A 21874-nucleotide genomic window follows, 5' to 3' on the forward strand; every position below is an offset into this window, starting at 1 on the left:
TGATGCAAAAATGCAAATCGTATTTTTTAAAAATACGGTTATTGAATGGTATTGGTAACAATACTGTTTGCAATTCCATTGCGAAGATAAAACGGTAGCACAATGTTATGATGCATTTTGCTTAAATGTTTTACTTTTGATTCATGTTACCTGATTACCCATACAAATTATTTAATGACAGAAGGGCAAATTATTGTTTGCTGATGTTTGCCTTGGCTATGGACTCGGCCGGCTAACAGTTGCAGAACTACTAACTTTTGTATCTCATTTTTTCAGTCATTAAAATTTGTATTTATGTTTTTTCAGGTAAAAGGAAATACTGGTATTTCCAATCTGGCAGTTCAGGATTTCCTTCCATTGGAAGGAACAGATTATGTAGAATTTTATGTGGGAAATGCCAAACAGTCTGCCCATTACTATAAAACCGCATTTGGTTTTCAAAGTGTTGCCTACTCCGGGCCCGAAAACGGCAATCATGACACAGCAAGTTATGTATTGCGGCAAAACAAATTAACCTTTGTATTCACTACACCCCTTAAATCATCGCACCCAATAGCACAACATATTTTTAAACATGGCGATGGTATTAAAGTATTGGCACTACGTGTACCCGATGCAACCAACTCCTGGCAGCAAACCACGCATCGCGGTGCCAAAAGTTTTATGGAGCCCAAAACATTAACCGATAAAGATGGGGTAGTGGTAATAAGCGGAATTCATACCTATGGCGATACCGTGCATTTGTTTATTGAACGAAAAAATTATAATGGCCCGTTCATGCCCGGCTATCAAATATGGAATACAAACTATCAGCCAACTGAAACCGGTTTATTGTATGTTGACCATTGTGTAGGCAATGTAGGATGGAATCAAATGAATAAATGGGTGTCATTTTATGAAAATGTAATGGGATTCAGAAACATTTTAACATTCGATGATACGGATATATCAACCGAATATTCAGCTTTGATGAGCAAAGTAATGAGTAACGGAAATGGTTTTGTGAAGTTTCCTATTAATGAACCGGCAGAAGGTAAAAAGAAATCGCAGGTAGAAGAGTACCTTGAGTTTTATGATGGGGAAGGGGTACAGCATGTAGCTTTGGCAACCCATAATATTATTGAAACAGTAATGGCTCTACAAAATCGTGGTGTTGAATTTTTAAAAGTACCCGCTTCTTATTATGAAACCATTTCAGAAAGGGTGGGCAACATTCAGGAAGATGTACAGGCACTGAGTAAATTAGGGATATTAATTGACAGGGATGAAGAAGGTTATTTATTACAAATTTTTACCAAACCTGTTGAAGACAGACCCACTTTATTCTTTGAAATTATTCAGCGCCGGGGGGCAAAAAGTTTTGGGAAGGGCAATTTTAAAGCACTTTTTGAAGCTATTGAATGCGAACAGGCACTTCGGGGTAATTTATAAACACAGTATCTGCATAATTTCACATTTTTGATTTATCAGGATTGTTTATTTTCGGTTTTTAATACGAATATTTATTCCATGTCGTTATAACAACATGGAGATTTTTGGATGATATGTACCCATAAAAAATTGAAAATCGGATGCGAGTCATTGTTTTGTGCTGTTTACTGTTTGTTTCGTTTGGCCATTTAAATGCACAAACGTCGTTTGTAGATTATCAAAAATCAAATGTACGTGTAGCAAATGCATTTAAATTAAAAGAAGATACCCTTGCAAGACAGTTTAAAAAAGAGAGGCTAAGCTGGCCACCCAAACAATTATACATCCGTAGCTTTAAATACGATAGCCAGTTAGAAGTATGGGCGCGGAATAATAGCAATGAACCCTTTAAATTATTTAAAACATACAAAATTTGTGCATTAAGCGGAGGATTAGGGCCAAAAAGAATTGAAGGGGATTATCAGGTACCTGAGGGCTTTTATTATATTAATCTGTTTAATCCTAAAAGTACTTATTATTTATCATTAGGTCTTAATTATCCTAATGTTTCAGACCAGTTATTGTCTGATTCGCTTAAGCCCGGCAGCGATATTTTTATTCATGGGACTTGCGTAACAGTGGGTTGTATTCCTATTATGGATAATCAGATTGATGAATTGTATTTACTGGCATCTTATGCAAAAAACAATGGCGAAGATTTTATACCGGTGCATATTTTTCCTGTACGCTTTAATAATCCAAAAAGTTTGGCTTATTTGGATAAGATTACCAAGGATGATAAAGAATATGCAAACTTTACTGAGAGCCTGGAAAAAGTATACAATTACTTTGAGAAACATAAAACCCTGCCCGTTATTACCATTAATGAGAAGGGAAAATATGTAATGTATTAAATTTTATGTGGTTTTTTTTAGAATTTGAATGGTAACAGGTGTTTGTTGGCGCAACACCGCTGCATTTTTCTGATTTAATTTTTCGGCAATAGCTGTATTGTAATGCCGAACGGTGAATAGCTGTAAGCCTTTTTCTACCTGAACATCAAAATTTGCTGCTGCAGCTAAAGCCAATTGTGCAATTTTTTCCGGTTTATCATCTAAACAAATTTGAACAGAAATGGCACCGAACTGAATTAGGTTTGGAATGAGTTTCAATTCCTGCAAAATTGCATAAATGCTATTCATGGATACACCGCCTACAAAAGAAAAATCAAGACTTTGCAAGGTAACCAGCACCTGTTTTTCTTTTAAAATCTGTATAGGAGGTAATTGCAGTTGTTGTGTTTTATGAATGATGGTACCGGGCAGTGCAGGGTCTTGAAAACATTTTACCAGCAATGGAATGTTTTTGTTTTGTAATGGCTTGATGGTTTTGGGATGAATGACCTGGGCACCATAATACGCCATTTCAATAACCTCACTGTAATTTAATTCAGGAATATAAACAGCTTCGGGAAAATGTTTCGGGTCAGCACTCATCACACCTTCCACATCTTTCCAGATGGTTACACTATCAGCATGTAACAGATTGCCTAAAATAGCTGCGGTAAAATCGCTCCCTTCTCTGCCCAAAGTGGTGCTTTCATTATCAGATGTAGCACCAATAAATCCCTGGGTAACATAAATTGCTGCATCATTTTTTAAAAAAACTTGCTTTGCCTTGTTTTCGGTTATTGGCCATTCAATGGCTGCATCCCTGAAATTATTATCTGTTAACAATACATCCCGAACATCCACCCATTTACTGGCAATATGATTTTCCTTACAATAAAAATGCAGAATAGCAGAGCTGAGTAATTCTCCCGCACAAACAATCTGGTCATAATAATAATCAAATACTTTTACAGGCTTATCGTGTAACAACCATTCTACTTCTGTAAAAACATCAACCAGTTTTGAATAGCATTCATTGTATTGTTGAGTTAATAAATATTTTGCAATTGTTAAATGTTGGTTTTTAATTACATTAAAAAGTGCTATGGCTTCTGTTGGGTTCTGGTTGTAAAATGCTTCTACCACTTTTTCCAATGCATTGGTTGTTTTACCCATTGCTGAAACAACCAATATGGCCGTTTCGTTTTCCGGAATGTTTTTTACAATTTCAATAACCTGTTGAATGCGATCAATATTGCTAATGCTTGCCCCGCCGAACTTATAAACAATCATGCTATTTAACAAATGATTAGGTGGAAGATTTGCAAAGCTACAGTAATTATGCCATCTAAAAGTTTACCAAAAATTTGTTGGTATAATTATTGAATTTACATGCAAAAAATAATACAATGCTATTTTCATTTCTATTTAAAACTGTAAAATTATCGCTGATTACTTTGGCTTTTGTTGGCAATGGTTGTATTGGTACTGATACCTTACATAGCCCCGCTGTTACCAATTTTGCAAAAATGGAGAAAGATGTGTTGTATTACATTAATCAACATCGAACGGGTATGGGCTTAGCTCCTTTACAATGGGATAAGACGATTTACACTGAAGCAGTGGAGCATAGTAACGATATGGCCAAACACCGGGTTGTTTTTGGGCATGATGGTTTCGATAATCGATTTAATGCCATTAAAAGTAAATTGGGGTATTTGCGTGGCGGTGCAGAAAATGTTGCATTAGGCCATTTAGATGCCCAGGCTGTTGTAAATGGCTGGCTGCATAGTCCGGGGCATAAAAAAAATATTGAAGGAAGTTATAATTTAACAGCCATTGGTATTGCACAAAGTAATGATGGGAATTTATATTTTACCCAAATTTTTATATATAAACCAAATTAACAGGGTGGCATTTAATGTGTAGGGCGAACACGATTGCATAAAAAAATATTGTATGTATTCTATCTGCCCTTTATCTTTATCGAAAACATAAAATGCCATGGTGGTTAACAGAAAAATTTTAACCTTAGATGAATTTACTATTCAGCAGTTAAGACAGTTTCCTACTGCTACAGGTGAATTAAGTAGCTTACTGCGCGATATGGGCCTCGCTGCCAAACGTGTAAATGTAGAAGTAAATAAAGCAGGTTTAGTTGATATTTTGGGCGATGCAGGTTCCATTAATGTACAAGGTGAGGATGTAAAAAAATTAGACATTTTTGCCAATAACCAATTTATGGGGGCATTACAACATGGCATTAGCTGTGCAGGTATTGGCAGTGAAGAATTAGATGATTTTGTAATTTTTGATGATGAAGTGAGCAACAACAGTAAGTATGTTGTTTTGTTTGATCCCTTAGATGGCAGCGGAAATATTGATGTAAATATTTCTATTGGAACCATTTTTAGTGTGTTTAGAAGGGTTAGCCCTAAAGGCACACCTTGTACTAAAGAGGACTTTTTACAACCCGGTAACAAGCAAGTAGCAGCTGGTTACATTATTTACGGTTCATCTACTATGTTGGTGTATGCAACTAAACGTGGCGTAAATGGGTTTACGTTAGATCCCTCCATTGGTGAATTTTGTTTGAGCCATCCCAATATTCAATGCCCGGCAACCGGTAATTTTTATTCAGTGAATCACGGTTATTTTTTTAAATACGACAAAGGCGTACAAAAATATATCACAGCCTGTCAGCAAAAACCAAAGTCGGAGGGAGGACCATATACCCAGCGTTATATTGGCAGTATGGTAGCCGATGTACACCGCAATTTGTTAAAGGGGGGTATTTTTATGTATCCCGGAACAACTGATCGCCCCAATGGAAAGTTAAGATTATTGTATGAGTGTAATCCATTGGCTTTTATTGTTGAAATGGCCGGCGGAAAGGCAACCAATGGGCAACAACGGGTATTAGATGTACAACCCCATCAATTACATCAACGTTCGCCATTGTTTATTGGCAGCAGGCAGATGATGGATGAATTAGAAAACTATTTAAAGGAAACAAATGAAGCCGGTTTTTAAAATTTTGTGTATTCTATTATTGGTGGGTGGGTTACAAAACAATGTAAAAGCACAGCAGGTATTAGATCCCGGAAAACTGAATTATTTCATTAATCCGAAAATCAATACCCTTTTATATGAGGACACGATGTACCGCGGTGCCAGAGAGTTTAAAGCCCTTTTTTACCGAATGGGTGACCCCCTGTTAATACATTTGTATCAAAAACATCAGTCGAACAAAATTTTCGGTAATATTTTGGGTGTGCTGGGTGCAGGTATGATGGGTGCAGGCGTTGGGCTGGCTTCCAATAACCACCAATCAACCGGCTGGATTTTAATAGGTGCCGGATTTACTTCAACCATTGTTGGCGGATATTTAATAGCTTCGGGGCAGAAAAACCTGCTCATGGCAGTTCAGTTTTTTAATGAAAAGCAGCATCAAAAACTACCTAAAATACAAGCAGGTATTGGATTTTCGGCAAATAAAATAGGATTGGCCATAAATTTTTAGTTATGCAAAAAACAATTATTGAAGTAAAGGAACTTACAAAAAATTATGCTGATGTAGCCGCAGTAAAAGGCATTAGTTTTCAGGTATTGGAAGGCGAAATTTTCGGTTTACTGGGTCCCAATGGTGCTGGCAAATCAACCACTCTTGAGATTATAGAAACGCTAAAAGAAAAAACAAGCGGCAAAATTTGTGTAGATGGGTTTGATTTAGATAAAAATCCAAATGAAATTAAACAAATTATAGGGGTACAATTACAATCGAGTGGGTATTATCCCGGTTTAACATTGAACGAATTGCTCGACTTGTTTGCAGGTTTATACAATAAAACCATCGATAAAAAGAAAATATTAGAAGAAGTAAAATTAGCCGATAAAGCCAAAACAAAATATAAGGAGTTGAGTGGAGGGCAACAGCAGCGGTTTTCATTGGCTACCACACTGATTAATCATCCCAAGATTATTTTTTTGGATGAACCTACCACCGGTTTAGATCCGCAGGCTCGTCGTAATTTATGGGATTTAATCAAACTCATTCGATCAACCGGAACTACCGTAATTATTACAACACATTATATGGATGAGGCAGAGGAACTTTGCGACAGGGTGGCCATTATTGATAGTGGAAAAATAAAATCAATCGCTACCCCAAATGAATTAATTGATAATTTGGTAGCAACCGGTTTTGAACGAACAAAAGAAGTGAAAAAAGCAACGCTGGAAGATGTTTTTATACATCTTACCGGCAAATCATTAAGAGAAGAATAATACCACTATGCAAAAAGATGAGCGTTACCCAATTGGGAAATATGAACCGAAGCCATTTTCTGAGGCGCAAAAAATTGAATGGTTAAGAGATATTCAGTTATTGCCCGAAGAACTGGAAAGAGCTGTACAAACATTCGATGCAGTTCAATTAAACACAGCATATCGCGATGGTGGATGGACGGTGAAGCAATTGATACACCATGTAGCAGACAGCCACATGAATGCCTACATCAGATTTAAATTGGGTTTAACAGAATTAAAACCTGTTATTAAACCTTATGAAGAAAAAGCCTGGGCATTACTGGCAGATAATGAAACGGTACCTGTTAATGTTTCACTAACACTATTGCATGTTTTGCATAGAAGATGGTATGCAGCAATAAAAGATTTATCACAACAGGATTTTGAACGAACTGTTATTCATCCCGAACAAGGAAGAGAAATGAGTTTGTGGTTGTTATTAGGTTTATATGCCTGGCATGGAAAACATCATACAGCGCATATTATATCACTCAAAGAAAGAATGAACTGGTAATGGAAAGAGATTTAACCTGGAAAACGCTTTCTTCTACATACTTATTAAAAGACACCTGGGCCACTATTCGAAAAGATGCCTGCATGTTGCCGAATGGTAAAATCATAAACCCTTATTATGTGTATGAATTTCCGGATTGGGTAACGGCTTTTGCACTGACGAAGGATGGTAAAGTAATTTTGGAAAAACAATACCGCCATGCTTTAGGCCGAACTGATATTGAAACGCCAGGTGGATGTATTGATGCCACCGATGCATCACCGGAAGCGGCCATACAAAGAGAATTGTTAGAAGAAACGGGATATCAGTTTACTCATTTTCAAAAATTAGGTGTTACTTCCGCCAATCCATCTACCAACAATAACATCATGCATCTATTTTTAGCAACAGGTGGTGAAAAAGTAGCTGCTCAAAATTTTGATTCCGGTGAAGATTTAGAGGTATTTCTGGCTAATATTGCTGAAATAAAACAAATGATTCGGGCAAACAAAATTATACAAAGTATGCATATAACCTGTATCATGCTTGCATTAGAACAATTAGGAGAACTGTATTTTTAAAGTGATATAAATTTTTCTTTATCTATTTCTGCAATTAAAAATACACTGCCACAAACCACAATTAAATCATTTTTCCCGGCCTGTTGAATAGCAGCACGAACAGCTTCATTTACCTGCGAATAAGTTTTGCCCTTTAAACCAAATATGCTTGCTTTTTCCAATAAAATATCTGCTGCCAAAGCTCTGGGAATATGTGCCTGTGTAAAATAATAACTGGCTTGTTTTGGTAACAACTTTAAAACTGTATCGGCATCTTTATCTTTTACCATACCAAAAACCAAGTGTAAATGCCGGTATTGGCTGATGGCAATTTGTTGCAATAGTTGTTGTATACCCGCTTCATTATGTGCCACATCTGCAATAACGTTGGGCTGTTGCTGTAATAATTCCCATCGGCCATGTAAGCCGGTAATTTTTTTTGTATGTGCAAGTGCTTTTTGCACAACCGATTCCTGCAAATTCCATCCATTTTTATTCAGTTGTTGTATGGATGTTAAAACTGTAATCAGATTATTGGTTTGGTATAGCCCGGGTAAATCTAAAGTATATGTTTCATGCAGGCCACTATTATTATTTTTAATGGTTACCGTAAGTGTTTCTAAGGTTTGTTGATATTTGAAAAGCGAAAACTGTTCCTGAGCAAAAATGATCGGGGCATTATTTTGTTTGGCGCTGTTTTCAAAAACAGATTTTGTTTCGGGAATTACTTCTCCAATTACTACCGGAATATTTTTCTTGATGATACCTGCTTTTTCTGATGCAATGGCTTCTAAAGTATTGCCGAGTAAATTCATATGGTCCCAGCCAATATTGGTAATAACAGAGAGTTCCGGTAAAATTATATTTGTACTGTCCAATCTTCCGCCCAAACCCGTTTCAATCACTGCAATATCAACCTGTTGTTTCGAAAAATAATCAAAAGCCATGGCAACGGTAATTTCAAAAAAAGAAGGTTGAATGGATTGAATAGCCGGAATCATTTGCTCGGTAAAAGATACAATAAATTCTTCTGAACACAGGTTGCCATTTACTTTAATGCGTTCTCTAAAATCTTTTAAATGTGGCGAAGTGTATAAGCCTGTTTTATAACCTGCAGTTTGCAAAATAGCAGCCAACATATGGCTGGTACTTCCTTTACCATTGGTGCCGGCAATATGAATGGTTTTAAAATGCTGTTGTGGATTCCTTAATTTTTCACATAGCAATAGGGTGTTGGTTAAATCTTTTTTGTAAGCAGATTCGCCTTGTTTACTGAACATAGGCAATTGCTCATATAAGTAGGCGATTGTTTCCCTGTAATTCATATACTTGGTAATAATTAACCATTCAATTTAAAGCTAAATACAATGGTGCCTGTTTGGTTATCAGTATCGCCTGCATTCAATTTTAATAATTTTGCTTTCTTCAAGGCAATGCTTCGAATATTTTGGTTGGTAGTAGTAGTACCTCTGGGGTTAATACTGGCCTGAATCACTTGTCCGCTTTTGTTCACTGTAATATCAACAGCAACTTTTGCAGGTTCATTGAAATCATCTTCAAAACTGGGTAGTTTGGTAAAATGTCTGCCTTCCAACCCATTTCTAATGCTTACACCGCTGGTACCACCGCCTCCGTTTCCGATATAACTGTCGCTATTGGGGTTGCCATTGGGCTTGCCCTGATCACCTTTGCCGCCGGCAATGCCTTGGTTATATACTCCGTTATAAGAATCGGCACCATTACCGCTGGAAGTAGTAGATGTACCACCTTTAAACAAAGCTTTAGGTTTGGGTAGTGCCGGAGTAGGTTTTATAACTGTGTTTTCAGAAATTTTTCTGTGTAAAACCGTAGGATTGTGGTTCAATGGTTTTTTGGGATTCACTTTTTTTTCTAACGTGCCAACGGCTTCATCATTTTCATTGGTTACTTCATTGGCCAATACCTCAGGAGTGGATTGTATTTGTTTGGATGGGGGTGGTGTTTTTAACTGTTCATCCTGATTTAAGGAAGGGTTATCCTGCATCTGTGGCGCAATATTGCCCAAACCTGTTTCGCTGTTTCCTAAGTTTACTTCTATTCCATCTTCTGTAACCGGTGGTGGAATTTGAGGCAAAGTCCATTTTAGAAAAAAGAACAGCAAAAAGATACCGATACAAATTAGTAAGGTATATGCAGCTGCTTTCCAGTTTTTTTCTATTTCAAAATTTTGATACACTATGGTGGAATTGTTCATACAAAGTTATCTTATTTTATCAGCTAATTCCAATTGTTGAAAATTACTGATGGAACGTTTAGTTCAGCACATCTATTGTGCTAAAATTGGTTAATAGAACGCTAAACTCTTTTGTTTTTAATCGGATTTGATTCCTTTTCTCAAATAAAAAGAAATAATATATTTTATAATGATAAAATAATGTACCATTTCAACAAAACAGTGTAATTTACAGGCAAATACTAACTTCTTTTTAACAATAAAACTAACTGTTTATGTTACGCAAAATAATTTTCATCGTTCCATTTTGGATGCTATGCATGATAGCATTTACACCTTCAATGGCATCCAGCCTGCCTTTTAAGCCAGGTAATGGTGGTACCGATTCTGCCGGAAAAGGCGGGGCTACGCTAAATAGTGCTGTTTTACATAATGCATTAGCCGAGTTTAAAAGCTTATCGCATAAAGAAAAAAAATTCAGAATCAAAGAATCAAAAGCTTTATTAAAGCAATACAAAGCAGAAAAAAAGGCAGGGACTTCAACTGATACCAACACTCTTTTATTGGTAATTTTAGCCATTTTATTACCACCATTAGCCGTGTATTTGCATGAAGATGCTATTAACACTAAGTTCTGGATTGATTTAATTTTGACTTTATTGTTCTTCCTGCCCGGTATTATTTATGCTTTGATTGTAATTTTGGGCGGATAATATTTTAAATATTATTTATATAAACCGGCAGCTAAAATTTATCTGTCGGTTTTTTTGTGAAATTTCAAATAACTGTTTGCAAAGAAACGGCTGCTTGTAACTTTAAATATTTGCATAAGTGCGGCTTAGTCAAATTAATAAAAGTACTTATCGCAAAATTTTTATTATTTGGGTTCGAACTTCCATTATTTTTGCAACTTATTTGTAAGCAATTTCTTCATTTTTTAAAAACCATCGTTCTTCAATGAACAATACCTACACCTCGCTGGTTCAACAAACTTTTCATTTTCCGCAGGAAGGATTTAACGTAAACGATGATGGCTATCTCACTTTTAATGGCTTAGATCTTAAGGCATTAATAGATAAGTATGGCACTCCCATGAAACTTACCTATTTACCCAAAATAGGCATGCAGATTAACAAAGCAAAAGCCATGTTTCAGTCTGCTTTTAAAAAGCATAAGTATGAAGGAGAGTATTTTTATTGTTATTGTACCAAAAGTTCTCATTTTTCTTTTATTGTTGAAGAAGCATTGAAACACAATATTAATCTGGAAACCTCTTATGCTTATGATATTGAGATTATTAACCGGTTATACGAACGCAGAAAAATAAATAAAGATATATTTATCATTTGTAACGGATACAAGCAAAAAGCCTATACCAGTCGTATTGCCAAACTGATTAATACAGGGTTTAAGAATGTTATTCCAATTTTAGATAATAAAGAAGAATTACAGGCTTATAAAAAAAGTGTAAAACAACCTTTTAAATTAGGTATTCGGGTGGCAGCAGAAGAAGAACCATCTTTTCCTTTTTATACTTCGCGTTTAGGTATGCGAGCTAAAGATATTTTAGAGTTTTATGTAGATGAAATAGAAGGTTTTGAAGATAAGTTTCAACTAAAAATGCTGCATATTTTTTTGAATAAAGGCATTAAAGATGATATTTATTACTGGAGTGAATTGAACAAAATTATTAACCTGTATTGCCAGTTGAAGAAGATTTGTCCGGAGTTAGATTCTATCAATATTGGCGGTGGTTTCCCCATTAAACATTCATTGGGCTTTGAATATGATTATCAGTTCATAATTAATGAAATTGTTGGCAATATTAAAAAAGCCTGCAAAAAAGCCAAAGTGCCCATGCCCAATATCTATACTGAATTTGGCAGTTTTACAGTGGGGGAGAGTATGGCACATATTTACAGTGTTACAGGCCAGAAAATTCAGAACGACCGGGAGTGTTGGTATATGATTGATTCATCTTTCATCACTACATTACCTGATACATGGGGAATAGGTGAAAAATTTTTAATGCTGCCCATTAATAAATGGGAAAATGAATACCATAGGGTAGTTTTAGGTGGAATAACCTGCGATAGTCATGATTATTACGACAGTGAAGAACACATTAACGAAGTATTCTTACCTAAAATTTCTTCGCCTGAAAAAGAAAATGAGCAAAACAATAAAGAACCCCTGTATGTAGGTTTCTTTCATACAGGTGCCTATCAGGATCAAATTAGTGGTTATGGAGGCATTAAACATTGTTTAATTCCTTCACCAAAGCATGTAATTGTTGAATATGATAAAAGCGGTAAACTGATTGACTGGCTGTATGCAAAAGAACAATCTGCACAAAGCATGTTAAAAATACTGGGTTATTTAAAATAGTATTTATAACTATAAAAATCACTATTAAAACCTCCTTTTAACCGGTCGGTTTTTTTAATGGATTGTATTTTCTATTCTGTATTTGAAAATATGGAAAACTTACTTTTGGGCCTTAGCTGATCCTGCCATTTAAAACCTCGAACCCTGAGCGATGCATGATCTACCTGATTCATAGGGTTCATATCACCTTTTAAATCGTTGATAAATACAACTTTTTGAATTTCACCATTATCAAAATAAGCATCAATAACGCTGCAGGTTGATTTGTTTACTCCAATAAATTTATGGTTATCATCTTCCACATAGTAAACATTATCTGCCGGTGTGCCACGAGTGGTTAAATAATTAATTCTGCCATCTGAAAAAAATGCATGCATGATGTTGCCACGTACCTGGTTATAATAGCCGGTTCCTACTTTACTGATGGTTAAAGCATTTTCAAATACAGTTAACTCTTTTGGTTTTTTATTGGCCAGAAACAAATAAATAGTATCGCCTGTAATTTGATTTTCATTTGACCATACAATGGGTTGGGTAAACAAACGAAAAGCAGAATCATGCAGGGAATAAAATAAACTATCGCCCACTGCCTGCAATGAATCAGAAAATATTTTTACATGGTGGTAGGCTTCAATGTAACGATTGGTACTGCTATCTTTCAATGCTTCAGCACTATCTATCAGTAATCGATTAGCAGCTCCCAATGAATCTCTGATAATCGGTACTGCTCTGGTTTTGGTTAATGTTGAAAGCCTTCCCGATTTTAATGTATCTGCCCCAACATAAATGCTGTCCTTTTCTTGCTTAATGAGTAATATGGGCTGCTCTGTAGCTAAAAACGCATCTTCTTTTTTATTGGTTTTTATATTATTGGCAATAATATCGTACCCCCCTATTGAGTCTTTACTTCTATAAACAGCATTGCCTTGAAATTCGCCCAAACCGGTACTATCATTAAATGCCATGTAATCTGAAGTAAAGGTATAAGTGCTGTCGTCAATAAATGGCCGTTTACCGAAATTAGCAATTTTATGCTTTAAATCGTAATAACCATCACTTACTTTAATGGTTCTGTTGCCGTTAATAACTTTGGAGGGTGAAACAAAAGTAGTAATGTTGGTATTAATGTTGTACAAAAGTGTATCGGTATAAATTTTATATTCCGGGTCAATCAATACCACATTCTTTTTAAATATTACATCCCGAGTATCACCATAATAAGTTCCTTCTTTACTGGTTAAAACTGTTTTACCATTCACAACTTTTCCGCCATTGGTATAATTGCCTATTTTAATTTGTGTATCATATTCTAATTCATTGGTGGTTAATACCCCTTTACCATCGGTCAATTTTACTTTATTTTTTAAAAAAGCTTTTTTTTCTTTTCCCAGATATTTCAGGTATTGCGAATAGGTTTGAACACTGTCGGCATCATTTATATGTACCTTGCCAAAAGCTTCCAAAATATTTTGCTTTTGGTCTAATACAATGCTATCTGCATAAAATAAAGTTTTACCCTGCTGTACTTCAGCATGACCCACCAGAGCTATAAATTGCCCCAGTGTGTCTTTATTTTGAAAGTTGTATGTATCCGCATAAATAATGGTAATTGTTTTTTTACCGGTGGTATCTGCAGTATTGGTTTGTGCCTGTACTATGCCCATGAAAAACAATAACAGGCATGTAATTATACTTAATTTTAGAAAAGGCATGTGTTTATTTATGCTGTTGTTGAACTGAAGTATCATTCAATGGTGCTATTAGCGGTCCCGACTTGTCTTTTCGGCCAAAAACAGAAATGTTTACATATCGTTTAGGATGTGCTCTCAGATCGTCCATTAAAATATTGGCACTACGAACCGTATTATTCAAATTATTGTACAATTGTTTATCATTCAGCAACAAACCCAATGAACCATCACCCGAATTAATTTTATTCAATGCATTATTTAAATTGGCAATAGTGGTTTTAAGTTCATTAATAGTGCCTTTCATATCAGCATCGGCTAATTGTTGGGTGGCAGCTTCTACATGTGAAAGCGATTGTGTAATTTTTTCATTGTTATCGCTTAAATTTTTAGTAAAGCTATTTACGTTATTCATAGTTTGCACAATAGCTCCACTTTGCTTGTCCAGCATTTTTTGAATAGCAACTGACGATATAGCTAAACTTGCGGTAGTTTTATTGATATTGGCAATTACTTCTTGTAGATTGTGTTTGGTGTGTGGATCGAAAATGGTGTTGATATTATTGAACACGCTATCTAATGAATGTAAAGTAGTAGTTAATTGTGCACTAATGGGATTGATTTTATCGCCTATCTGGCCCAGTAATCCAGGGTTAGAGCTGGTTAGTAATGTATCACCGGATTGTAAATAAGTATTGCTGTTACCCAACTGAATATCAATACTGGGGGCACCTAAAAAACCTTCTTTAATAGAGGCAACCGAGTTGTTAGGAATATTATAACTACTTTTTAGCTTAATGGCAATGATGATACTTTTTAAATCGCGGTCAGCATTTTCAATATCAAAAACACTACCAATTTGATAGCCATTGATATAAACAGGGTTAGATACCATGATGCCTTTTGCATTGGGATATTTGGCATATAAAAAATTGCCCGTTTTAAATACACTATGCCCCTTTAAAAAATTAAAGCCCAATATCAGCAAAGTAATGGCAATAGCAGTTAGTGCACCTACTTTTGTTTCGTTCGAAATCTTCATAAACGCAAATCTAAGGGTTATTATGGAAGCTTAATATTATGGAAAGTAGTATTATTTTGGGTTTTGTGCAGTGCCATTTACCTGCATTTTATTTTCTAAAGAAAATTTGTAGCGTTTTACGGCTCTGGCAATGGCTTCTGCAATTTCCTGTTGTCCGGTTTGACTGTTTAAATAATCTTCTTCTTCCGGATTGGAAAGAAAGCCTGTTTCTACCAAAATAGCCGGCATGGCTACCGCTTGTAAAACCCAAATACCTTTTCCTCGCTGTTTGGCTTCGCGACTTACTCTGCCCATTTTTGTAAACTCATCTTCTACCGTTAAAGCCAAACTCTGGCTGCGTTCTGCATATTGTTGTGTTTTTAAGGAATACAATACAATTTTTGCAGGATCATTTGGATCAAAATCTTTCATTTCATTGGCCAGTGTACTATCCATGTATAAAGATTCATTTTCTCTCAATGCTTTCTCTTTATCATCGTTTTTATCTACACCCCAGATGTAAGTTTCAGTGCCTTTAGCAGGGTTTGGCGTTGTATAAGTTTTGTAAGCTTTTACTTTTCTGGTATATTTTTTCCCCTTTCTGTGGTAGGTTTGTGTTTTATAACCAATAAATTCACTATGCCTGATAGGATCCCCATAGTTGCAGTGTATAGAAATAAATAAATCGCCTTTTGCCTGATTGGCTTTAATAGCTTTTACTTTTACGTTATCATAAACATCAGTAGTTCTTGTCATATATACATCTATATCCGGCATTTGTTTATGAATTTCTTTTTCTAATTTCAATGCAACAGCTAATGCAATATCTTTTTCGTGAGAATATTTACCTGAGGCACCAAAATCACTGCCACCATGCCCGGGATCAATTACAATTCTTTTTAAAACCGGTTTTGGACCCGGTTGTTGGGCATTTTTTTGAATGGGGTAGGCAAAAGATGCGAAAATTAAAATACACCAAAAACTTATCAATCCAGGTACTGCAATTTTTTTTATCATTCGTTCAAACGTTAAAGGAATTATAGTAATAGAACTATTTAATGTGAAGCACCTATTTTTGCTCCAGTTATTATGAGATTACGCGGTAAAATTAACGTAAAAACCCTTGCGGGGTGTATAGCTTTTGGCATAATACTCCTGATTTCAATGAATTTGAATGCTTTTAACACGCCCCCAAAATTTTTTTTCAATTCATTAACAGCATTTTCTGATACCATTCCAACAATTGATACAACTCAACAATTGGGGGATACGGTGGTTGTACGTGGCAAAAACAACAGTTCACGTAATTCCAAAGATTCCAGTGGTATTGCAAAAACTGACACCCTGCAACTTTCCAAAGATTCTTTAGATGCACCGGTACATTATGCCGCTGCTGATTCGGGTGTATTGCTCATTCCATCCAAACAATTCATTTTATATGGCAAGGCAGATGCAAAATATAAAGATATAGAATTGCAGGCGGCCATCATTAATTATAACCAGCAATCACAATTGGTAAGGGCTTATGGATTGAATGATACTTCCACGAATTTAGATACCAAGCCCAAATTAACACAGGGCGATTCAAAATCGATCAGTGATTCTATTTTATTTGACCTAAAAACCATGAAGGGCCGCACCACCAACAGCTTTTTTAATGAAGGCGAATTGTTTGTGCATGCCGATGTATTAAAAAAAGAAGGGAAAGATATTTTTTATGGTTACAGAGGCCGGTTTACCACCTGTAATTTAGATACGCCCCACTTTGCTTTTAGAACACGCAAATTAAAAATGATTAGTAACAAAATAGCAGTTAGCGGCCCTGCATCCCCCGAATTCGAGGGGGTTCCCATTCCAATTGGTATACCTTTTGGAATTTATCCATTATCAACCGGAAGGCACTCGGGTATATTACCGCCTCAGTTTATTGTTAGTCAGGATTTTGGATTGGGGTTAGAAAATTTAGGCTATTACAAAGTGTTGAATGACAATTTTGATGTTACTACTCGTGCTAACATATACTCCTATGGGGGTTATTCATTTACAATTAACCCCAAATATTATGTTCGTTACCATTACCAGGGAGCGTTAAATTTTAGCTTCCAAAGTATTAAGGCCCTAAATCAAAATTATTTAACACCACAGGAGTATAATATTTCTAAATCATTTATGCTAAACTGGACTCATACACGTGATAATAAAGCACGTCCTGGAACCACTTTTAGTGCTAATGTAAACTTTGGTAGTACCAAGTTTAATCAATATGTATTGAACAATCCATTTGTTAATTTTAATAATCAGTTAAATTCATCAATTAGTTATAGTAAAGATTTTGGAGGTAAGTCTAATTTATCCGTAAACTTGAATCACAATCAAAATAGTAATACAGGCTTAGTTAATTTGAATTTGCCTACTGTCAGTTACAATGTGAATACATTTTATCCTTTTCAAAAAAAGGAGAAAGTTGGCGCCCCAAAATGGTGGGAGAGTATTGGTATTGGTTATACCGGCAACTTTACCAACCAGCTTTCTTTTTATGATTCAACTTTTAGTTTTAAGCGTTTGTTAGATACGGCACAGTATGGCTTTACACACAATATTCCTATCAGTTTAACTTTACCACAATTGGGGCCCGTTACATTAAGTCCATCTGTATCTTATCAGGAAAGATGGTATGGACAAAAAATATTTCGTAATTGGGATAGTATCAACAACCGGTTAGATACCAGTATGCGAAAAGGTTTTTTTGCTGCCCGGCAAATGACGTATGGCATCAGCGCCAGCACCCGTATTTTTGGAACGTATCAGTTTAAACATTCCAGCGGTATTCAGGCCATTCGGCATGAAATAAGGCCAACTATTGCCTTAAACTATTCACCAAACATGAATGGCAAATTTTATTACTCCATGAAGGTAGATACGTTTGGCCATGTACTTCGTTTTTCGCAGTTTGATGGAGTGCTGCCCGGTGCATTTCCTGAAGGTGCGTTTGGTGGAATTAGTTTTGGAGTAGATAATTTATTGGAGATGAAAGTGAAAAGCAAAACTGATACCAGCAATAACGGCATTAAAAAAGTAAAAATATTAGATGGGTTTGGATTTAACTCATCTTACAATTTATTAGCCGATAGTTTTGCATTGGCACCATTTAATATTTATGCCCGAAGTACTTTATTCGATAAAATAAACATTACGGCCAGTGCAATTTTAGACCCCTATCAGGTGGATCAATTTGGTTTTAGGAAAAATGTGTTTACGTGGAGTGGGAATCATCCCACGTTAGGCAGGTTAACGGGTGGCAATATTGCCATTTCAACGCAGTTTAAAAGCAAATCGAAGGATGGTAAAGATTCGAAAAGTCAGATACCTGTTGATCCCTTTATGACTCCGGAAGAGCAGCAAATGCAATTGCAATATGTGCGTAGTAATCCGGCCGAGTATACCGATTTTAATATCCCGTGGACACTCTCCTTGTCGTATTCACTCAATTTTTCGAAGCAATTGCAGGTTGATTCTTTAAGCAGGTATCAATTTAACACACTAATTTCCTCGAACGTAAACTTTCAAGGCGATTTTAGTTTAACTACCAAATGGAAAGTAGGCGGTACGGGTTATTTTGATTTTAATGCCGGTAAACTGCAACAATTAAGTATGTTTTTAACCCGTGAAATGCACTGTTGGCAAATGTCTATTAATGTAACGCCCATCGGATTATGGCGTTCGTTCAGTATTACACTCAATCCTAAATCGGGTATTTTACGCGATTTGCGCATTAACCGTTCCCGAACTTTTTCAAATTACAACTAATAATCAATTTATTTTTTGAAGGGATGTGCTTCATTGGCTGTATAATAATCCTTCATTATTGAAAATACTTTTTCCTTTAATTCCTGAGCAGATAATTCATCTGCCTCAACCGAAGGTAAAAAATGAAGGGCTAATTTATGCGGCCATAAATAAAATTTTTTATGGATAGGCATGGCTTTTTTGGTATTGAAAATAATAGCAGGAATAATCGGCGCTTTGGTTATTTCAGCCAGTTTAAAAGCACCGTCATAAAACTTTTTAAGCGGTTCGTTGGTTCTGTTTCGGGTTCCTTCGGGGAAGATGCACATGTTCATCCCATCTTTTAAAACTTTCTTCATTTCTTCAAAACTGTGTATACGGCTACGCTCACTTTTTCTTTCAACCAGCACTGAACCTTTTTTATAGTACCATCCAAATATGGGAATTTTTGCAAATGAATTTTTTGCAATGGTTTTATTGGGCGATGGGGTATAGGGTGCCGAAAGTGGCACATCTAACAATGCATTGTGGTTGCAGGTAACGATATAGGCTTTGTTTTTTTCAAAATTTTCACAACCATATACTTTTAATGGGCAGCCAATTAACGGCAACCAGATATTCATCCAATAGCGGGAAAGATCAATAAAAATTTTTTGTCCTCTTTTGCCGGGAATGGCATAGCATAGCATAGAGGGTATGTAAAAAATTAAAAATGTAACAATGAAGGATACAATTCCCCAAAAAGCCCAGATACGGGCAGAAAAGTTCTTTAAATATTGCATTTTAATGTTAGTTTATCATTTAAAGTTTCCAGTCAATGGGCGTTTTGCCCTGTTTCATTAATATTTCGTTGGTTTTACTAAAATGCCTGCATCCAAAAAAACCGTTATGGGCACTAAGTGGAGAAGGATGAGCCGCTTTTAAAATAAAATGTTTATTCGCATCAATATATTGTTGTTTTTCCTGCGCAAATTTTCCCCAAAGCAAAAAAACGATTCCTTTTTTTTGTTCAGAAATTTTTTTTATGGCAGCATCGGTAAAATTCATCCAGCCAATTTTAGCGTGGCTGGCCGCTTCATTGGCACGCACTGTTAATACGGCATTTAACAATAAAACGCCCTGTTTTGCCCAAGGAGTGAGGTTGCCGGTTAAGGGGATGGGCATACCTAAATCGTCTTGTAATTCTTTAAATATATTTTGTAAGGAGGGTGGTGGGGTAATACCATTGGGAACACTAAAACTTAAGCCCATAGCCTGTTGTGGCCCATGATAGGGGTCCTGCCCGATGATGACAACCTTTACTTCCTGAAATGGGGTAGTATTAAACGCATTAAAAATTAAACTACCGGGTGGGTAAATGGTAACTCCGGTAGCTTTTTCTGTTTTTAAATGGGCTACAATTTGCAAAAAATAGGGTTTAGTGAACTCTTTTTGTAACTGTTCTTTCCAACTGTTTTCAATTTTTACGTCCATTTTTTGAAATGTGTTTGGATGCAAACTAATTAAAATTTAGTTTTGCGCCCTAAACATTTGGTTCGGTAGCTCAGCTGGATAGAGCAACTGCCTTCTAAGCAGTAGGTCATTGGTTCGAATCCAATCCGAATCACTACATCAAATTTAAAGGCCTCATCCAAACCGATGAGGTTTTTTTGACCGAAATTGAAATGAATTCAGCATTGTACTTTTATAATTAAGTTTTTTTATTTAAAGGGATTTTTTGGAATATATTTTTCAATGGTAGGGTTCATCACCTTACCCATGCCGGCTTTTTTAAATGCAGGAATAAAAGCAGTAACCGAAATAATTCCTGCAATACCTTCCAGCAACAAAGTAAATGGTGCACTGGTTTTATGCGCTAAATATCCAATTACTAAACTGCCAATGGGCTGAATACCCAGGAATGCCATTACATAATAGCTGATTACTCTGCCTCGCATCCGCTCTTCAACATGGGTTTGTATATAGGTATTGGTAGATGCAATTAATGCCAGCAGTCCACTTTCGCCCAACATAATAATGGCTAATCCAATCCATAAATTTTGCATGTATGAAAAAAATATAATGCAAACAGATGTTAATACATTAGACCATGTAATAATTTTTAAAAAATCTTTACCGGGTTTTAGAGTGGCTACATAAACAGCGCCCATTAATGCTCCTAAACCGGCAATACTATTTAGCCAGCTAAATGTGGTTACGTTGCCTTTAAATACCTGTTGTGCATATACCGGAAATAATGTATTGTAGGGCATTACAAAAAAACTGATTAAGGCTATTAATAAAATAGCCGATCGGATGCCTTTGCTATGTTGTAAATACTGATAACCTTCTTTCAAATTTTCCCAGATGGGCTCCTTAATTGTTTTGGCAGGTGGTACTTTTATTTTCATGAATAGTAGCGATACAATTACTGCAATAAAACTTAAAAAATTAATGAAAAAACAAACACCTTCTCCAAAACTACTGAGTAATATGCCTGCAACTGCCGGCCCGGCTAAACGTGCCAATGTAACCATGCTTGAATTTAAAGCAATAGCATTGGGCAAGTCGTCTTTTTTTTCAACCAATACAATCATAAAAGATTGTCGGGCTGGTGTATCGAAAGCATTGATGATGCCCAACAATACACTTAATACTATAATGCTATTGACTGTATGGGTACCTGTTATTACCAATGCTGCTAAAATGCCTGCTTGAATCATAGAGGCGATTTGCGTAAATAGTAAAGTTTTATAACGGCTATGCCTGTCAACATAACTGCCGGCGTAGGGTGATAGCAGTAAAGTTGGTATTTGTCCTGCAAAGGCTACAATACCCAGCATAAAGGCAGAATGTGTTAAAGTATAAATTAACCAGCTTACAACTATCCTTTGCATCCAAGTGCCAATCAGTGATATTGCCTGACCGCCAAAGTATAGTCTGAAATTTCTATACTGCAATGCCCGCATGGAATTAGGTAGCATCATGTAACAGCTTTTGTTCAGAAATAAAAGATGAACGAGAGGTAACAAATATACATTACAATAAAACCATGAACGATTAATGTTTTTGTTGAAGCTGTTTTTTCTTTTTTAATTGACAGAACATTTATTGTGTTGATTACACTCAAATACATTTT

Annotated in this window: 20 protein-coding genes and 1 tRNA gene; 12 read left to right on the forward strand and 9 right to left on the reverse strand. The window is 35.8% G+C overall.

The genetic code is table 11. The annotated features are described in order from the left end of the window. Nucleotides 1-294: 294 nt before the first annotated feature. Both hppD and JK139_RS00665 read left to right on the forward strand, forming a co-directional pair. On the forward strand, nt 295-1431 hold the full coding sequence (hppD, locus tag JK139_RS00660; RefSeq protein WP_218330336.1) for a 4-hydroxyphenylpyruvate dioxygenase: 1137 nt from the start codon (nt 295-297) through the stop codon (nt 1429-1431). 140 nt (nt 1432-1571) lie between these two features. After that, nucleotides 1572-2324, forward strand: a complete 753-nt coding sequence (locus JK139_RS00665) for a L,D-transpeptidase family protein (protein WP_074417974.1) — start codon at nt 1572-1574, stop codon at nt 2322-2324. Nucleotides 2325-2327: 3 nt separating this feature from the next. On the opposite strand, the gene JK139_RS00670 is transcribed toward JK139_RS00665, so the two are convergent. Further along, on the reverse strand, nt 2328-3593 hold the full coding sequence (locus tag JK139_RS00670; protein ID WP_218330337.1) for an aspartate kinase: 1266 nt from the start codon (nt 3591-3593) through the stop codon (nt 2328-2330). A 116-nt stretch (nt 3594-3709) separates the two neighbouring features. Here JK139_RS00670 and JK139_RS00675 point away from each other — a divergent pair, with 116 nt between their 5' ends. The 6 genes from JK139_RS00675 (at nt 3710) to JK139_RS00700 (ending at nt 7682) form a co-directional block, all read left to right on the forward strand. Then, nucleotides 3710-4207 carry a CAP domain-containing protein gene (locus JK139_RS00675; RefSeq protein ID WP_218330338.1) on the forward strand — a complete coding sequence of 166 codons (498 nt, stop codon included), beginning with the start codon at nt 3710-3712 and terminating at the stop codon, nt 4205-4207. Between the two features lie 97 nt (nt 4208-4304). Continuing rightward, complete coding sequence (gene fbp / locus JK139_RS00680) at nt 4305-5333, forward strand: class 1 fructose-bisphosphatase (RefSeq protein ID WP_074419711.1); 1029 nt, start codon at nt 4305-4307, stop codon at nt 5331-5333. After that, complete coding sequence (locus JK139_RS00685) at nt 5317-5823, forward strand: hypothetical protein (protein ID WP_074419710.1); 507 nt, start codon at nt 5317-5319, stop codon at nt 5821-5823. Before fbp ends, JK139_RS00685 begins: the two co-directional genes overlap by 17 nt. Before the next feature lie 2 nt (nt 5824-5825). Beyond that, a complete protein-coding gene (locus JK139_RS00690) occupies nt 5826-6587 on the forward strand; it encodes an ABC transporter ATP-binding protein (RefSeq protein ID WP_218330339.1) in 762 nt (253 codons plus the stop codon). Between the two features lie 7 nt (nt 6588-6594). Then, on the forward strand, nt 6595-7122 hold the full coding sequence (locus JK139_RS00695; RefSeq protein WP_218330340.1) for a YfiT family bacillithiol transferase: 528 nt from the start codon (nt 6595-6597) through the stop codon (nt 7120-7122). Continuing rightward, nucleotides 7122-7682 carry an NUDIX hydrolase gene (locus JK139_RS00700; protein ID WP_074419650.1) on the forward strand — a complete coding sequence of 187 codons (561 nt, stop codon included), beginning with the start codon at nt 7122-7124 and terminating at the stop codon, nt 7680-7682. Before JK139_RS00695 ends, JK139_RS00700 begins: the two co-directional genes overlap by 1 nt. Here the strand turns inward: JK139_RS00700 and JK139_RS00705 are convergent. After that, entirely contained in the window at nt 7679-8986 is a 1308-nt protein-coding gene (locus JK139_RS00705) for a bifunctional folylpolyglutamate synthase/dihydrofolate synthase (protein WP_218330341.1), read from the reverse strand. The two genes, JK139_RS00700 and JK139_RS00705, sit on opposite strands and share 4 nt — an antisense overlap. 14 nt (nt 8987-9000) lie before the next feature. Next, complete coding sequence (locus JK139_RS00710) at nt 9001-9894, reverse strand: hypothetical protein (RefSeq protein WP_218330342.1); 894 nt, start codon at nt 9892-9894, stop codon at nt 9001-9003. A 254-nt stretch (nt 9895-10148) separates the two neighbouring features. Here JK139_RS00710 and JK139_RS00715 point away from each other — a divergent pair, with 254 nt between their 5' ends. After that, the gene (locus JK139_RS00715) at nt 10149-10586 is read left to right on the forward strand and encodes a YqaE/Pmp3 family membrane protein (protein WP_218330343.1); all 438 of its coding nucleotides are present in this window, start codon (nt 10149-10151) and stop codon (nt 10584-10586) included. A gap of 244 nt (nt 10587-10830) precedes the next feature. Beyond that, a complete protein-coding gene (locus JK139_RS00720) occupies nt 10831-12261 on the forward strand; it encodes a type III PLP-dependent enzyme domain-containing protein (protein ID WP_218330344.1) in 1431 nt (476 codons plus the stop codon). A gap of 71 nt (nt 12262-12332) precedes the next feature. On the opposite strand, the gene JK139_RS00725 is transcribed toward JK139_RS00720, so the two are convergent. From JK139_RS00725 to JK139_RS00735, 3 genes are read right to left on the reverse strand one after another with little or no spacing between them, the layout of a single operon-like run. Beyond that, nucleotides 12333-13925: an OstA-like protein gene (locus JK139_RS00725; RefSeq protein WP_074420451.1), complete on the reverse strand. Its 1593-nt coding sequence runs from the start codon at nt 13923-13925 to the stop codon at nt 12333-12335. Nucleotides 13926-13977: 52 nt separating this feature from the next. Next, the gene (locus JK139_RS00730) at nt 13978-14991 is read right to left on the reverse strand and encodes an MlaD family protein (protein WP_218330345.1); all 1014 of its coding nucleotides are present in this window, start codon (nt 14989-14991) and stop codon (nt 13978-13980) included. Between the two features lie 51 nt (nt 14992-15042). Then, nucleotides 15043-15987, reverse strand: a complete 945-nt coding sequence (locus JK139_RS00735; RefSeq protein ID WP_074420452.1) for an N-acetylmuramoyl-L-alanine amidase family protein — start codon at nt 15985-15987, stop codon at nt 15043-15045. Between the two features lie 147 nt (nt 15988-16134). Between JK139_RS00735 and JK139_RS00740 the strand changes: the two genes are divergently transcribed. Then, the gene (locus JK139_RS00740) at nt 16135-18777 is read left to right on the forward strand and encodes a putative LPS assembly protein LptD (RefSeq protein WP_228733068.1); all 2643 of its coding nucleotides are present in this window, start codon (nt 16135-16137) and stop codon (nt 18775-18777) included. 8 nt (nt 18778-18785) lie between these two features. Here JK139_RS00740 and JK139_RS00745 read toward each other — a convergent pair whose 3' ends face one another. Both JK139_RS00745 and ung read right to left on the reverse strand, forming a co-directional pair. After that, entirely contained in the window at nt 18786-19538 is a 753-nt protein-coding gene (locus JK139_RS00745) for a lysophospholipid acyltransferase family protein (protein WP_218330347.1), read from the reverse strand. 19 nt (nt 19539-19557) lie between these two features. Further along, nucleotides 19558-20229, reverse strand: coding sequence for a uracil-DNA glycosylase (ung, locus tag JK139_RS00750; RefSeq protein ID WP_074418154.1), 672 nt, complete (start codon nt 20227-20229; stop codon nt 19558-19560). 59 nt (nt 20230-20288) lie between these two features. Here ung and JK139_RS00755 point away from each other — a divergent pair. Then, a tRNA-Arg gene (locus tag JK139_RS00755) sits at nt 20289-20362 on the forward strand. 94 nt (nt 20363-20456) lie between these two features. On the opposite strand, the gene JK139_RS00760 is transcribed toward JK139_RS00755, so the two are convergent. Continuing rightward, nucleotides 20457-21722: an MFS transporter gene (locus JK139_RS00760; RefSeq protein WP_218330348.1), complete on the reverse strand. Its 1266-nt coding sequence runs from the start codon at nt 21720-21722 to the stop codon at nt 20457-20459. Nucleotides 21723-21874 lie beyond the last annotated feature (152 nt).

It is taken from the genome of Hydrotalea lipotrueae, from assembly GCF_019249625.1.
GTDB lineage: Bacteria > Bacteroidota > Bacteroidia > Chitinophagales > Chitinophagaceae > Hydrotalea > Hydrotalea flava.

What these genes read in the sequence shown, in the direction of transcription:
- hppD (WP_218330336.1), top strand. Translation starts at nt 295, where the DNA reads ATGTTTTTTCAGGTAAAAGGAAATACTGGTATTTCCAATCTGGCAGTT.
- JK139_RS00665 (WP_074417974.1), top strand. Translation starts at nt 1,572, where the DNA reads ATGCGAGTCATTGTTTTGTGCTGTTTACTGTTTGTTTCGTTTGGCCAT.
- JK139_RS00670 (WP_218330337.1), bottom strand. Translation starts at nt 3,593, where the DNA reads ATGATTGTTTATAAGTTCGGCGGGGCAAGCATTAGCAATATTGATCGC.
- JK139_RS00675 (WP_218330338.1), top strand. Translation starts at nt 3,710, where the DNA reads ATGCTATTTTCATTTCTATTTAAAACTGTAAAATTATCGCTGATTACT.
- fbp (WP_074419711.1), top strand. Translation starts at nt 4,305, where the DNA reads ATGGTGGTTAACAGAAAAATTTTAACCTTAGATGAATTTACTATTCAG.
- JK139_RS00685 (WP_074419710.1), top strand. Translation starts at nt 5,317, where the DNA reads ATGAAGCCGGTTTTTAAAATTTTGTGTATTCTATTATTGGTGGGTGGG.
- JK139_RS00690 (WP_218330339.1), top strand. Translation starts at nt 5,826, where the DNA reads ATGCAAAAAACAATTATTGAAGTAAAGGAACTTACAAAAAATTATGCT.
- JK139_RS00695 (WP_218330340.1), top strand. Translation starts at nt 6,595, where the DNA reads ATGCAAAAAGATGAGCGTTACCCAATTGGGAAATATGAACCGAAGCCA.
- JK139_RS00700 (WP_074419650.1), top strand. Translation starts at nt 7,122, where the DNA reads ATGGAAAGAGATTTAACCTGGAAAACGCTTTCTTCTACATACTTATTA.
- JK139_RS00705 (WP_218330341.1), bottom strand. Translation starts at nt 8,986, where the DNA reads ATGAATTACAGGGAAACAATCGCCTACTTATATGAGCAATTGCCTATG.
- JK139_RS00710 (WP_218330342.1), bottom strand. Translation starts at nt 9,894, where the DNA reads ATGAACAATTCCACCATAGTGTATCAAAATTTTGAAATAGAAAAAAAC.
- JK139_RS00715 (WP_218330343.1), top strand. Translation starts at nt 10,149, where the DNA reads ATGTTACGCAAAATAATTTTCATCGTTCCATTTTGGATGCTATGCATG.
- JK139_RS00720 (WP_218330344.1), top strand. Translation starts at nt 10,831, where the DNA reads ATGAACAATACCTACACCTCGCTGGTTCAACAAACTTTTCATTTTCCG.
- JK139_RS00725 (WP_074420451.1), bottom strand. Translation starts at nt 13,925, where the DNA reads ATGGGCATAGTACAGGCACAAACCAATACTGCAGATACCACCGGTAAA.
- JK139_RS00730 (WP_218330345.1), bottom strand. Translation starts at nt 14,991, where the DNA reads ATGAAGATTTCGAACGAAACAAAAGTAGGTGCACTAACTGCTATTGCC.
- JK139_RS00735 (WP_074420452.1), bottom strand. Translation starts at nt 15,987, where the DNA reads ATGATAAAAAAAATTGCAGTACCTGGATTGATAAGTTTTTGGTGTATT.
- JK139_RS00740 (WP_228733068.1), top strand. Translation starts at nt 16,135, where the DNA reads ATGAATTTGAATGCTTTTAACACGCCCCCAAAATTTTTTTTCAATTCA.
- JK139_RS00745 (WP_218330347.1), bottom strand. Translation starts at nt 19,538, where the DNA reads ATGCAATATTTAAAGAACTTTTCTGCCCGTATCTGGGCTTTTTGGGGA.
- ung (WP_074418154.1), bottom strand. Translation starts at nt 20,229, where the DNA reads ATGGACGTAAAAATTGAAAACAGTTGGAAAGAACAGTTACAAAAAGAG.
- JK139_RS00760 (WP_218330348.1), bottom strand. Translation starts at nt 21,722, where the DNA reads ATGATGCTACCTAATTCCATGCGGGCATTGCAGTATAGAAATTTCAGA.